Genomic DNA, 12,995 nt, shown 5'->3' with positions numbered 1-12,995 from the left:
TCCTACAAAGAATGAATCTTCTTATCAATATCTACATAGTTACCCATAGAATTATTTTTAGAAATCACATCTTCTATCATTGAATAAAGCTTTGTTGTAAATCCTGTGAATATATACTTTACACTACCATCTTTATTTAAAAAGACTATTGTAGGAGTTAAATTAACTCCAAAGATATTAGAAAAATTTTGTGTATTTGCTTTTGCCTCTCTAGTTTTAAAATCAATATTATGAATTTTGTCATAAGATATATTAATGTAATATGGATTGAAATTATCTTTTATTAAAGTTCTTAATTTTTCATCTTTTTTTATGCTATCTTTAAGGTGATCGCAGTAATCGCAATTATTCTTCCCAAATATGATAAAAATATCTTTACTAAAATCAATGTTTTTAGTATCTAAAAAGAAGTCTGCTAACTCTATATAACTTTGTTTATCTAAATTCTCTGAATCTTTTATTGCTTTTTCACTCATTACAGAGCCTGATGATATAACATTAGAATCTATATCATCACTACAAGCAATAAAAAATATACCAATTATTAAAATACTAAATATTTGCTTCATTGATACTTTTTCCTTTCGAGTTTATAAGATTAATTATAGCTTTAGCAAATGAGATGGAGTAATTTGGACATTTACATACAATATATTTACTAACTCCTATTTCATTTGCAAATTTCCTATTTTCAATATCTAATTCAAAATCTGTTTCATAATTATCAATACTAAAAGATAATGGATAAACTATAATATTTTCATTTTTATATTTTTTTATCATATCTATTGTGCTTGGTTCAAGCCACTTTATAGGACCTAATTTTGATTGATAACATAGCTGTATATCTTTAAAATTAATATTATTATTTTTTAACGATTCTTTTAGACAATCCACGCTTTTTATTACTTCTTTTTCATAAACATCACCATCATTAATTATACTTTGAGGAACTGAATGAGTGGATAAAAGTAGCACAAAGTCATCAAAAGTTTCATTGTTTTCAAAATACTCTTTTGATTCTTTGATTTTTTCAATACAAGTTTCTATATATCCTTTATCAACAGGATAGCTTTCTACTATATTTATCTCAACATCATAAGAAATATCTTTTATAGATGTTAAAAAATCCCTAACTGATGATAACGTGGTGGTTGATGAATATTGTGGATACATACTAAAGAGTGTTATTTTTGATATATTTTTTGACTTTAATTCCTCTACAACAGATGAAGAAAATGGTGGTGTATAACGCATAGCATAAGTATAGAATCTATCTTTATCTAGCTCTTGTAAAACCTGCGTTAATTTAAAAGTAGATTCTACTAAAGGCGATTTTGAGCCTATATACTTGTAATTACTCTTAACTTTATCTATTCTAGTATTTATAATCATACTAGATACTATTTTTTGAATAAGTTTATTTTTTATCCTAAGAATTAATGGATCATTAAACATATTCTTTAAAAAAACTTCAACTTCAAACAAATTATTCGGACCGCCCATATTCAATAAAACAACGGCTTCATTATAAGACTTATTATGTAAATTGCTCAAATTTACTTCCTTTAAAAAATGGAATGATATAATAAATTTTCTTAAATAAGATAATCTCAACTTAGGTGCAGTCAATGGAAGCATTTTCATTAAAACAAGCTATATCATTCCATATATTTATCAACTACTCACTATTAATTATAGTTTGCATAAATCTAATTACACTATTTTTTACTAAAGATTTTGTTAAGATTAACAAAATATCTTTTTTTTTAACACCATTATTATTTGGATTTCTCTTTATTGATATTTTAAGTGGTATTAGCGTATTGGCTATAACAAAGTTTAAAATAAATATTAAAATAATATTTATGATTATTGCTAGTCTTATCTTTTTACTTGAGTTTCTTAGGATAAAAAAAATACGAATTGCAAGGCAAGATTCTAACTATCTTACTTCTTATATAAAAGTAGCTAGAATCTTAAATATCATTTATTTATTGATAATATTACTTTTTTTGGTATTTTAAATGCAGTTTATTTTTCATAAAAATAGTGGAGAAGAAAATATTTTTCTAGAAAATAAAGATTTTCACTATATTTTTAATGTAAGAAGAGAGAGTAAAGATATTGGAGCAATTTTTAAATTTGCAAATTTAAAAGATAACACTATTTATCAATACAAACTAATAAATTTATTCAAAAATAAAGCTAGCTTTAGTCTATTAGATTCTACTAAAAACACGCAAATTCCTATAAAAACCCATATTATCCAAGCAATTATTGATAATAACGAGTTTGAAAAAATATTACCAATTTTAAATGAGCTTTTTGTAGAAAAAATTAGCCTATTTTACGCAGATTTTTCGCAAAGAAAATATAAAATTAATATAGAAAGATTACAAAATATTTTAATTAATTCTTCAATGCAATGTGGAAGAATTAGTTTAATGAAAATTGAAATATTTAACAACTTAGATTCTATATTAGAAAATTACAGTAATATAATTGCTCTTGATTTTAATGCAAAACTTAAAAATATAGATTCTATAAATAGTTTTATTATAGGACCAGAGGGTGGATTTAGCAAAAGAGAGAAAGAATTACTAAAAGAATGCTCTTGTAGTATTAATCACCCGCTTATAATGCGTTCTCACACGGCTAGTATTTTTATTGCAAGCCATAAAATAAAATTTAATTAAATTTAAGCTAATTTTTTATGAAAAATAAATACAATCGCAAGTTTATATCAAAACAGAGGTTTTTAAAATGGCAAGAAAATGTTTCTTTAGTGGTAAATCGCCAATAACTGGTAATAATGTAAGCCACGCTAACAATAAAACAAAAAAAAGACTTTATCCGAACTTAAGGACAATTAGAGTTACTTTAGATGATGGCAATAAAGTAAAACTAAAAGTTGCAGCATCTACACTTAGAACTATGAAAAAAAGTGTTTAAATTAAAGCAATAAATGGCTAAGAGCTTTAGGTGGTTTTGGAGCTCTGATAAGAGTAAAAAACCTGAAATTGATTTAACCTCAGAGCTCTTAAATGAATTATCTCGTTTTAGATTTCCCCTTGTAGTAGTCCAAGTATTTTTAATAATAGGAACTCTTGGATATTTAGCATTAGAGGACTACACATTAATTGAAGCATTTTTTCAAGCTTCATATACATTCACAAACACAGGATTTGGTGCCCTAAAAGAACATAAATTTACCCCTATTACAATTATTTTTACAACAGTTTTAATGCTAATTGGTGCTGCTACTATTACTTTTTGTGTAGCAATTGTTGTAAATGTTATTATGGGCGGAAAGCTAATATCCATAATAAAGGAAGTTAAGATGATTAATAAAATTGCAAGACTAAAAAATCACTATGTAATATTCTATCATAATGAATTCTCTTTGCAGCTCTCAAGGCATTTTTTAAAAGCACAAATTCCATTTGTAGTAATTGATAATGGAGAGCATTTTGAAAAAGAAGCAATAGAAAATAAATACCCCTACTATATTAATGATGACCCACATTCTATAAATACTATTTTAAAATCCCATATCTCTAGTGCAAAAGGTGCTGTAATATTTTCAAAAAACACTACTGACAATATTGCCATAATCGTTTCAATTAGACTATATCAAGAAGAATTAAAGAGAAAAAAATATAATATCATCTCAATTGCAAACAAAGAAGAAGAAATAGATAAACTTAAAAAAATAGGTTGTAATTATGTAGTCTCCCCTACAAATATAACTGCACAACGAATTAGCTCTATTATTTTAAAGCCCGGAAGTGAAAATATAATAGAAAACTTTATGAGCAATAATGAAAACTCTCTAAGCCTAGAAGAGGTAGTCGTGCCAAAATATAGTTGGTTAGTTTTAAGAAAATTAAAAGAAGCACATTTAAGGGAAGTAGTAAGAGTCTCAGTAGTTGGGATAAGACAAAAAGATGGACAATACATTTCAATGCCAACAGGAGATGTATTAATCTCTAGTGAGTGTAAAGTCTTACTAATAGGTGCTGCTAACGATATAAGACAAGCAAAAAAAATACTTATGAGAAAACAAAAACCAGAGGAATTAAAATATGTTTGATATTACCCCAATAAAAGGTGGGATAACTGCGATAGATGAAGTATATTGTGATGGAGTAAGTGCGGGATTAAAGCCTAATAATGCTCTTGATATCGCATTTATTTATACTAAGAATCTTTGTAATGTAGAAACTATATTTACAAATAATCTCTTTCGTGCTGCACCAATAGAGTATTTTTTAGAAAATTCCAAAGACAAACAAAGCAACTTTATTTTGATAAACACAAAAAATGCAAATGCAATGACAGGAGAGAGAGGTAAAAGTGATGTTGGAGAAATCTTAGAAGAGTTAAAGAAAACTTTTCCAAAAATTGTTAATCCAATTATGTCTAGCACGGGTGTAATAGGACAATACTTACCAAAAGAAAAAATAGTAGATTCTTTTAAATTATTTAATCTTAAAGCCAAAAATTCAATAAATGCTTCAAATGCTATACTAACAACAGATAGGTTTAATAAAGAAATAGCCTTAAGGGTTGATTTATTTGATGATAATAATATTCCAAGTGGGAGCTTTAAAATCGCGGCAATGGCAAAGGGTGCTGGAATGATAGAGCCAAATATGGCAACTATGCTTTGCTTTATAATTACTGATGCAAATATTCCAAAAAATGATATGAAAACGATTTTAAATAAATGTGTTAGCACAACTTTTAATGCAATTAGTGTAGATGGTGATACAAGCACAAATGATAGTATCTTTTTGCTAAGTAACCAAAACTCTAATGCTTATGATAAAGAAGCCTTTGAAATAGCCCTAGAGATGGTAATGAAAAAACTCTCAATTGATATAGTAAGTGATGGTGAGGGAAGCACAAAGGTAGTTGCATTTGAGGTAAAAAATGCACTAAATAAAAGTGAGGCAATTAAAGCTTCTAAGGCTCTCTCAAACTCACTTTTAGTAAAAACTGCTATCTTTGGAGGAGACCCAAATTGGGGAAGGATAGCCTCTACAATAGGCTCTTGTGGAATAAAGGCTAATGCAAAAAAACTAAAAATATATATTGGTGAAATTCCTATATATGAGTGTGAAAAAATCTATTTTGAAAATGAAACTAAAGCTGCTAAAGAAATGCAAAAAGATAGCTTTAAAATAACTTGTGATTTAGGAATAAGTGAGGATATAGAATCTAGCTTTATAGCTTATGGTTGCGACTTAGGGCATAAATATGTAGAAATAAACTCTGATTATAGAAGTTAGGTTTATATTAATGTCTAATAATTTTAAGCATTTATTAATATAGGGGGGGGGTATAATTATTTTTTTAAAATAGGAGGAATAAAGTATGAAAGATTTTATGCTTAACGTTGTCGGCAGCAACAATGGATGTGAAGAATGGATAGGAAAATGACTAAAGAGAAAATACCTTATAATAATTAAAAAGTTTATATATTTTTATACTATAAAGAATCTAATCTTGTATAAAGAAAATATATAATATAGTCAGAAGCAACAACAAACTTTAGAAAAGAACTTGAAACTATACTAAACAAAAAGGAGCTACAATGATAAACACACCTAGTGATGAAGAAATTAAAAAATACTTAGTAAAGTGGGATAATACATACTATGATGCACAAGAGAAAGCCTCTAAATATTTAGTTAAGCAATTTCCAAATAACACTAATTTAAATGAAGTAATTATAAAAATATCTTGCAGAGATAGCTTTTATAGCACACAAATTACTAAAAATATTAAATATCCTGATATGGCAAAACATATAATGGATATAAATAAAAAACTAGATTTAGATTCTAAGTTTAAGAGAAATGATTTAAGCCCCAAAGAAAAAGCCGAAATAATAAATGCCATTTCAAAAATAAATAAAGATAATAAAGAAATAAATCTATATTCATTTGCTACAAAGTATTGTGCCCTACATAATGAAACATTTGTTATTTATGATAAGTTTGTAAATATTGTTTTGAGCTATTTTTGCAATAAAGATAAATTTAGCAGTTTTAAAAAGAATGATTTAAAAGATTATGAAAAATTATTAGAGATATTAAATATCTTTAAAAATTACTATAAATTAGAATCTAGTTTTAGAAATATCGATATGTATTTATTTTTACTTGGTAAGGAGGAGTTTAGTAAAAAGGGTTTTAAGATCTAATTTATTTTCAATACCGCAAGGAAAGCTTCTTGAGGAAGCTCGACTTTGCCTATTGCCTTTAGCCTCTTTTTGCCCTCTTTTTGCTTTTCAAGTAATTTTCTTTTTCGTGTTATATCCCCACCATAGCATTTAGCAGTTACATTTTTACCCACTGATTTAATAGTTTCTCTTGATATTACTTTATTACCTATGCTAGCTTGTATTGCCACTTCAAAAAGCTGACGAGGAATTAGCTCTTTCATTGCACTAACTAGCTTTTTACCTCTCTCATATGCTTTAGACTTATCTACAATAATACTTAATGCATCTACAACATCTCCGGCGACCTTAATATCAAGCTTAATTAAATCTCCTTCCTTATATCCTATATTTTCATAATCAAAGCTTGCATAGCCCTTTGTGCAAGATTTTAATTTATCATAAAAATCCATAATAATTTCATTTGTAGGAATTAAATAAGATAATAAAACCCTACTCTCATTGATATATTGCATTTTTTCTTGAAAACCGCGTTTATTGGTAAGAAGTTTAATTACATTTCCTAAAAATTCACTAGGGGTTATAATACTAGCCCTTACATAAGGCTCTTGTATGCTAGATATTTTCTGTTCTGGTGGTAACTCTGATGGATTTTCAACAACTACCATACTTCCATCAGTTAAATACACTTTATAAGGCACAGTTGGGGAAGTAGCAATCAAGTCTAAATTAAATTCCCTTTCTAATCTCTCCTTAATAACTTCCATATGTAAAAGCCCTAAAAATCCTATCCTAAAACCAAAACCCAAAGCAATGGAAGTCTCTGGCTCAAATATAAGTGAAGAATCATTTAACTGAAGTTTTAATAAAGCATCTCTTAAATCCTCAAATCTATCCGTAGATATAGGGTAAATTCCTGCAAAAACAAATGGCTTTGCTTTTTGAAACCCCTCTATTGCATATTTAGCTGGATCTTTTAATGTAGTGATTGTATCTCCTACTGCTATATCACTTATATGTTTTAAGCCAAGATTGATTATCCCAATCTCTCCACAAGCAATTTTATTGCTTCTTATAGGAGATAGTGGGTGAGGATACATAAGCCCTAATACTTTATGATTTTTAGTGCTATTCATTAATAAAATATCATCATTTACATTTATATTTCCATCAATAACACGAACTAATGCCAAAGCACCTAAATAATTATCAAACCAAGAATCATAAATTAAAGCCTTAAGGGCTAAATCATCTCTCCCTCTTGGTGATGGAATCTTAGTTATGATAGCCTTTAGAAGCTCTTTTATTCCAATTCCACTTTTTGCTGACACTTCTAAAGCCTCACTGCAATCAATACCAATAGTATTTTCTATTTCATCTTTTACCTTAGCGACATTTGCAGCAGGAAGATCTATCTTATTTATTACAGGAATAATTTCTAAATTATTTTCTAATGCTATATATACATTTGCGATTGTTTGGGCTTCTACACCTTGACTTGCATCTACAACTAGCAAAACACCTTCACAAGAACTAAGAGAGCGACTAACTTCATAGCTAAAATCTACGTGTCCGGGAGTATCAATTAAATTTAATATATAATCTATTCCATTTAAATTATATTTTAATCTCACACTTTGAGCTTTAATGGTAATACCACGTTCTTTTTCAATATCCATAGTATCCAATACTTGAGATACCATATCTCTGCTCTCAATTCCTCCACATTCTTGTATGATTCTATCTGCTAAAGTGCTTTTGCCGTGATCTATATGGGCTATGATAGAGAAATTTCTAATATTTTGCATTAATGTAAAAAATGTCTTTTATTTGTAAAATACATTGCAATATTATGTTCATTTGCAGATTCTATAACTTCATTATCTCTAATACTCCCGCCCGGCTGAACTATTGCACTAACGCCAACAGAGGCAGCTAAATCAACGCTATCTCTAAATGGAAAAAATGCCTCACTAGCTAAACTTGAACCCTCTAAGTCTAAACCCATATCTTTTGCCTTAAGAATTGCTAACCTTGCAGAATCTACTCTACTTGTAAGCCCCATACCAATACCAACAAGAACAGAGTCTTTTACATAAGTTACACAATTTGACTTTGTAAATGCCGCTAATTTATATGCTACTAATAAGTCTTGCATTTGATTTTTACTTACCCTAATTTTGCTAACTTGTTTTGAATGTAACACTTCGTTATCATCTATTAAATCCATATTTTGAAGCAAAAAACCTCCACTAATTCGTCTAAAATCATAACTATCGCTTGTATTTTTGTTTAAACAAAACAGCCTAAGCCTTTTTTTGCTATTAAAAACCTCTAGTGCTTCTTTAGTTATAAAATGAGCAATAATTGCTTCAAAAAACATTTCATTCATTATTTTTGCAAGAGAATAATCAAGCTCGCCGTTAATTGCCACTACCCCACCATAAGCAGATACATTATCACATTTTAAAGCCTCTTTGTAAGATTCTACTAGACTTTCTTTAAGTGCAAATCCACAAGGATTCCCATGCTTTATAATACATATAGCATTTTTGTCAAAAGCATTTGCAATTTTAAAGGCATTAGATAAATCTAAAAAATTATTAAAACTACTCTCTCCTTTAATAATCTCAAAATTTTTACTCCAATAGTCTTCAAATTCATACAAAGCACCATTTTGGTGTGGATTTTCTCCATATTTTGTAGCTATAAATTTCTTACCAAAGATAAATTTACTATCTCCAAAGCCATTATTAAATCGCTCATTCATATAGTTTGCAATAAAGCAATCATACTCTGCAGTATGCTCAAAAGCCTTTATCATTAGTGATTTTCTAAATTCTAATGTATTATTATTTTTAAGATTTTGAATAATGTTTTGATAATCATCTGGATTTACCACTACAACAACATCCTTAAAGTTTTTGGCTGCTGCACGAATAAGGCTAGGACCACCAATATCAATATTTTCAATTATCTCATCAAAATCATTAGTTTTTTTTGTGATTGCTTTAAAAGGATATAAATTTACACAAACTAAATTAATAGCAAAAATATTTGCATCTTTTGCAACTTTAATATCACTATCATTGTCTCTTCTAAATAAAATTCCACCATGAATCTTTGGGTGAAGCGTCTTTACCCTACCATCAAAGAGTTCTTTAGAATCTATATAAGAGCTTATATCAATACAGGCAATACCATGCTTTCTTAAAACTTTTAAAGTTCCTCCTGTGCTAAGAATCTCATATCCAAGAGAAATCAACTCTTTTGCAAAAATATCAATATTTTTCTTATCACTAACGCTAAGTAGTGCATACATTTCTAATTACCTTTTATGTATGAATATATCTTATTAGATATTTCACTTATATCATCTAGGGCATTAATAATATAATCTGCTTGCACTTCATACTCTCTTATTCTATCATTATATAAATCACCAATAATTTCAAAGCGACTAAAAAGTGGTCTCATATTAATAGTATCATCCTCCACTCGTTCAATCAATGCTTCAAGCGGAGCTTTTAGGTAAAATACAACACCTAGTTTTTTTAAATTATACCTCATAGGGATACCACCACCTGTTGATATTACTGCATTTTTAACATTATCCCTAATAAAATTACAAAGATTAACTTCACATTCTCTAAAATACTCTTCGCCAAACCTACCAAAAATCTCATTTACAGACATATCATAATTTGCTTCTATCATTTTATCAGTATCAAACAACATACTATTACATAATTTTGCAACCTCTCTACCTATGGTAGTTTTTCCTGCCCCCATAAAACCAATTAAAACAATATTATTTGACATTGATTAAGATTCCACCTTTTTTTTGATTTAATTCATAAACATAACTTCCATCAAGTTCTAATACAATTCTCAAAAACTCTGTATGAAGCCCATATTTAAGGCTTTTAAAGTATGGTTTATTTATACTTATTATATTATTTTTATAATATTTTTGATTTATATCAAAGTCAAAAACTATTCTGTAAGGATTTTGCATTATAAAATGTCTTTGTAATTTACCCTCATACGCAATAAAAATAGAATTATCATCTACTTCATAAGCTTTTTTAGGAGATATACCTGTTATATCTTTTTTAATTATAGAATTATCATTTTTAAGTATAAATTTATCATTACTAGAATCTTCAATATCTAAATTTACTTCAGTACTTTTTATAGAAGCTTTATTTTTATTATTTACTTGAGATATTATAAGTGGAATCCTCCAATCAACTTTTCCACTTACATTAATGCTTTTTGTCTCTATTGAACCATCAATATTTTGAAATGTTACCTCTATTTTTTTTATCAATCTAGCATTACTTGGTAAATCTATTGAGGCATCTTTAAACACCCTAGTTTCACCATAATATGGACGTATAGAATCCTTTGGTTCAATTATTGGTGTGAAAGGATCTTCTCTTGCAATGCTAAAAGAAAATACCACTATTGATAAAATTACATATTTCAAAGTTATTCACCAACTAACTCAAAAATTTCTTTTTGTAAAACTGCATTTTGCCTTTGATAAAACTTAATACTCTCTTGTAACTCTTTTTCTTGCTCTCTTAATTCTAAAAGCACTAACAAACTTTTATTGCCTATTAATAAATCAAAAATATGCCATAGAAAAAGTATTAATACAATCATAGCTAAGATATATGGCTTATAAAGTCTTATCATATCAAATAGTGTAGGTTTTTTGGTAAGTAATTCTTTCTTTATCATCTATAACTCTTTTAAATATTTTTACACAGATATATTTTACAAAATTTCATTCTACAATTCAACTTCATATAGTCTCTTTCTTTCGCTAGAACTTCCTATATTTAGCTGTTTTCGATACTTTGTTATAGTCCTTCTTACTATCTTTACTTTAAATTTATCTTCTACCATTTCTAAAATCTTTATATCACTTAGAGGATTCTTTTTATCTTCTAGTTTTACGCACTCTAAAATAAAATCTTTAATAGAAGTATTTGAAGTTTCTTCAGTAATTGCAGTAGTAAAAAAAGTTTTTATAGGGTATATACCTCTATTGCATTCTATATATTTATTCGCAACTGCACGAGAAATAGTGCTAGGACTATGCCCTAACTCCTTTGCAATATCTTTTAACTTCAAAGGTTTTATATCACCACCTATAAAAAAATCATATTGATATTCCAATAACATAAGCCCTATTTTTTTAATAGTACTTTTTCTCATAGATAATGCGTCTATAAGATCTCTTCCCTCTTTTAGCTTATCTTTTATATGAATATTTTTTGAATTCAAAGCTGTTTTATTTATAAAAATATCTGGATAATATGAGTCATTTAAATTAACCTCAAAACCATCGCTTGTAAGATTTATAAAAATATCTGGAATTATTTGAGAATCTTTTGGAAAATAATCTAATGCTGGGGGTATTTTCATCCTTGAGATAATCTTCATAGAATCATTATATAAAGGATTTTTAGCATATTTTTTATGATTATTTAAATTTTTAATTATCTCAAAACTCAAATCATATAATTCATCACTAATATTATAGTCTTCAAGCTGGAAAATCATTGATTCTATTGGGTTTAAAGCAGCAATACCAGATGGATTAATTTTACTAAACCTAGTTCTAATTTGCTCTACTACACTAAAATCTACATTAAAAAAAATTGCAATCTCATTAATGTCCCCTTCAAAATAGCCATCCTCATTAATATCATCAATAATTTTTAATGCTATTTGTTGGCTAATTGGTGTTGGAAATAGTGGTGGTAAAATCTGGTTTTCTAGCAATTCATACAAGCTTTTTTCATAGATACTCATAGATTCTATTTTTTCACTCATATATTTTTTTGAATTAACATTATTTTTATACATAGGCTTAGTTGGAGAAGATGCATTAGGAAGAGATTCTTGAATATTGCTTTGTATTTCAATAAATGGATTTTCTTTTGTAAATTCTTCTAATACCTCTTCTAAATCAAGCGTTGAGCTCTGCAATATTGGAAACCAACTCTTTAGAGTTGGAGAAAGTTTAGTCTTTAAGCTTTGTGCTTGTTTTAACTTCATATTTTAAAATTCTCTCCAAGATAGTGAATTCTAACTAATTCATTATCATAAATTTCATCACTATTTCCACTTGCAAGCAAACTACCACTTTTAATAACATAGGCTCTATCACAAACTGATAGTGTTTCTCTAACATTATGATCTGTAATTAAAACACCAATATTTAATTCAATTAATTTTTCTATAATATGCTGTATATCAATAACAGCAATAGGATCAACACCTGCAAAAGGCTCATCTAATAAAATAAATTTTGGACTTTTAATTAATGCCCTTGCAATCTCAACCCTTCTTCTCTCACCCCCACTTAAACTAACACCTCTACGTTTTCTAATTGATGTAATATTAAATGCTTCTAGCATTTCTTCAATACGTCTTTCTCTTTCTTTATTATCTTTTATAGTAACTTCAGCAGCAAAGGCTAGATTTTCCTCTACACTCAAATCTTTAAAAATACTAGATTCCTGTGGCAAATAACCTATACCCAAATTTGATCTTTTATGAAGTGGAAGTTTTGTAATATCATCATTATTTAAAAAAACTTTTCCACTAGTTGGAACTAAAAGCCCACAAATCATATAAAATGTAGTAGTTTTCCCTGCTCCATTTGGACCTAAAAGCCCTACAACTTCAGAAGTATTTATCTCTATTGAAACATCATTTACAATTCTTGTTTTTTTGATTTGTTTGCTTAAGTTTTGAGCCTTTAGCGTGTCCATTATTATTC

General features: G+C 27.8%; 15 protein-coding genes. 6 read left to right on the top strand and 9 right to left on the bottom strand.

Annotated features, from left to right (window positions below):
- Positions 1 to 2: 2 nt before the first annotated feature.
- Both CQA44_RS02850 and hemH read right to left on the bottom strand, forming a co-directional pair.
- On the bottom strand, positions 3 to 569 hold the full coding sequence (locus CQA44_RS02850; protein WP_115545777.1) for a thioredoxin fold domain-containing protein: 567 nt from the start codon (positions 567 to 569) through the stop codon (positions 3 to 5).
- Positions 553 to 1,557 carry a ferrochelatase gene (gene hemH / locus CQA44_RS02845; protein ID WP_258864880.1) on the bottom strand — a complete coding sequence of 335 codons (1,005 nt, stop codon included), beginning with the start codon at positions 1,555 to 1,557 and terminating at the stop codon, positions 553 to 555. The genes CQA44_RS02850 and hemH overlap by 17 nt, the downstream gene beginning before the upstream one ends.
- A 74-nt stretch (positions 1,558 to 1,631) precedes the next feature.
- On the opposite strand from hemH, the gene CQA44_RS02840 reads away from it, so the two are divergent.
- The 6 genes from CQA44_RS02840 (at position 1,632) to CQA44_RS02815 (ending at position 6,214) form a co-directional block, all read left to right on the top strand.
- Positions 1,632 to 2,027 carry a hypothetical protein gene (locus CQA44_RS02840; RefSeq protein ID WP_115545776.1) on the top strand — a complete coding sequence of 132 codons (396 nt, stop codon included), beginning with the start codon at positions 1,632 to 1,634 and terminating at the stop codon, positions 2,025 to 2,027.
- Complete coding sequence (locus CQA44_RS02835; RefSeq protein ID WP_115545775.1) at positions 2,028 to 2,699, top strand: RsmE family RNA methyltransferase; 672 nt, start codon at positions 2,028 to 2,030, stop codon at positions 2,697 to 2,699.
- Positions 2,700 to 2,766: 67 nt separating this feature from the next.
- Complete coding sequence (rpmB, locus tag CQA44_RS02830; RefSeq protein WP_115545774.1) at positions 2,767 to 2,955, top strand: 50S ribosomal protein L28; 189 nt, start codon at positions 2,767 to 2,769, stop codon at positions 2,953 to 2,955.
- Between the two features lie 13 nt (positions 2,956 to 2,968).
- Positions 2,969 to 4,096 (top strand): TrkA family potassium uptake protein, encoded by a 1,128-nt coding sequence (locus CQA44_RS02825; protein WP_115545773.1) that lies wholly within the window; start codon positions 2,969 to 2,971, stop codon positions 4,094 to 4,096.
- On the top strand, positions 4,089 to 5,297 hold the full coding sequence (gene argJ / locus CQA44_RS02820; protein WP_115545772.1) for a bifunctional glutamate N-acetyltransferase/amino-acid acetyltransferase ArgJ: 1,209 nt from the start codon (positions 4,089 to 4,091) through the stop codon (positions 5,295 to 5,297). The genes CQA44_RS02825 and argJ overlap by 8 nt, the downstream gene beginning before the upstream one ends.
- A gap of 305 nt (positions 5,298 to 5,602) precedes the next feature.
- Complete coding sequence (locus tag CQA44_RS02815; protein ID WP_115545771.1) at positions 5,603 to 6,214, top strand: hypothetical protein; 612 nt, start codon at positions 5,603 to 5,605, stop codon at positions 6,212 to 6,214.
- Here CQA44_RS02815 and lepA read toward each other — a convergent pair.
- The 7 genes from lepA to lptB are packed head-to-tail and all read right to left on the bottom strand — an operon-like array spanning position 6,211 to position 12,987.
- Positions 6,211 to 8,001, bottom strand: coding sequence for a translation elongation factor 4 (gene lepA / locus CQA44_RS02810; RefSeq protein WP_115545770.1), 1,791 nt, complete (start codon positions 7,999 to 8,001; stop codon positions 6,211 to 6,213). The two genes, CQA44_RS02815 and lepA, sit on opposite strands and share 4 nt — an antisense overlap.
- Entirely contained in the window at positions 8,001 to 9,515 is a 1,515-nt protein-coding gene (gene purH, locus CQA44_RS02805) for a bifunctional phosphoribosylaminoimidazolecarboxamide formyltransferase/IMP cyclohydrolase (protein WP_115545769.1), read from the bottom strand. The genes lepA and purH overlap by 1 nt, the downstream gene beginning before the upstream one ends.
- A gap of 2 nt (positions 9,516 to 9,517) precedes the next feature.
- Positions 9,518 to 10,015: a shikimate kinase gene (locus tag CQA44_RS02800; RefSeq protein WP_115545768.1), complete on the bottom strand. Its 498-nt coding sequence runs from the start codon at positions 10,013 to 10,015 to the stop codon at positions 9,518 to 9,520.
- The gene (locus CQA44_RS02795; protein ID WP_115545767.1) at positions 10,005 to 10,685 is read right to left on the bottom strand and encodes an AMIN domain-containing protein; all 681 of its coding nucleotides are present in this window, start codon (positions 10,683 to 10,685) and stop codon (positions 10,005 to 10,007) included. Before CQA44_RS02795 ends, CQA44_RS02800 begins: the two co-directional genes overlap by 11 nt.
- A gap of 2 nt (positions 10,686 to 10,687) precedes the next feature.
- On the bottom strand, positions 10,688 to 10,942 hold the full coding sequence (locus CQA44_RS02790) for a hypothetical protein (protein ID WP_115545766.1): 255 nt from the start codon (positions 10,940 to 10,942) through the stop codon (positions 10,688 to 10,690).
- 51 nt (positions 10,943 to 10,993) lie between these two features.
- Positions 10,994 to 12,268, bottom strand: a complete 1,275-nt coding sequence (locus CQA44_RS02785) for an RNA polymerase factor sigma-54 (RefSeq protein WP_115545765.1) — start codon at positions 12,266 to 12,268, stop codon at positions 10,994 to 10,996.
- Positions 12,265 to 12,987 carry an LPS export ABC transporter ATP-binding protein gene (gene lptB / locus CQA44_RS02780; protein ID WP_115545764.1) on the bottom strand — a complete coding sequence of 241 codons (723 nt, stop codon included), beginning with the start codon at positions 12,985 to 12,987 and terminating at the stop codon, positions 12,265 to 12,267. The genes CQA44_RS02785 and lptB overlap by 4 nt, the downstream gene beginning before the upstream one ends.
- Between the last annotated feature and the right edge of the window lie 8 nt (positions 12,988 to 12,995).

This window comes from Helicobacter sp. MIT 14-3879 (assembly GCF_003364125.1).
The sequence above is the reverse complement of the archived record's forward strand: the minus strand, read 5'-3'. Positions and strand labels throughout refer to the sequence as shown.

Bases quoted from the DNA above. Each gene is read 5' to 3' on its own strand.
- CQA44_RS02850 (WP_115545777.1), bottom strand. From the start codon at position 569: ATGAAGCAAATATTTAGTATTTTAATAATTGGTATATTTTTTATTGCT.
- CQA44_RS02840 (WP_115545776.1), top strand. From the start codon at position 1,632: ATGGAAGCATTTTCATTAAAACAAGCTATATCATTCCATATATTTATC.
- CQA44_RS02835 (WP_115545775.1), top strand. From the start codon at position 2,028: ATGCAGTTTATTTTTCATAAAAATAGTGGAGAAGAAAATATTTTTCTA.
- rpmB (WP_115545774.1), top strand. From the start codon at position 2,767: ATGGCAAGAAAATGTTTCTTTAGTGGTAAATCGCCAATAACTGGTAAT.
- CQA44_RS02825 (WP_115545773.1), top strand. From the start codon at position 2,969: ATGGCTAAGAGCTTTAGGTGGTTTTGGAGCTCTGATAAGAGTAAAAAA.
- argJ (WP_115545772.1), top strand. From the start codon at position 4,089: ATGTTTGATATTACCCCAATAAAAGGTGGGATAACTGCGATAGATGAA.
- CQA44_RS02815 (WP_115545771.1), top strand. From the start codon at position 5,603: ATGATAAACACACCTAGTGATGAAGAAATTAAAAAATACTTAGTAAAG.
- lepA (WP_115545770.1), bottom strand. From the start codon at position 8,001: ATGCAAAATATTAGAAATTTCTCTATCATAGCCCATATAGATCACGGC.
- purH (WP_115545769.1), bottom strand. From the start codon at position 9,515: ATGTATGCACTACTTAGCGTTAGTGATAAGAAAAATATTGATATTTTT.
- CQA44_RS02800 (WP_115545768.1), bottom strand. From the start codon at position 10,015: ATGTCAAATAATATTGTTTTAATTGGTTTTATGGGGGCAGGAAAAACT.
- CQA44_RS02790 (WP_115545766.1), bottom strand. From the start codon at position 10,942: ATGATAAAGAAAGAATTACTTACCAAAAAACCTACACTATTTGATATG.
- CQA44_RS02785 (WP_115545765.1), bottom strand. From the start codon at position 12,268: ATGAAGTTAAAACAAGCACAAAGCTTAAAGACTAAACTTTCTCCAACT.
- lptB (WP_115545764.1), bottom strand. From the start codon at position 12,987: ATGGACACGCTAAAGGCTCAAAACTTAAGCAAACAAATCAAAAAAACA.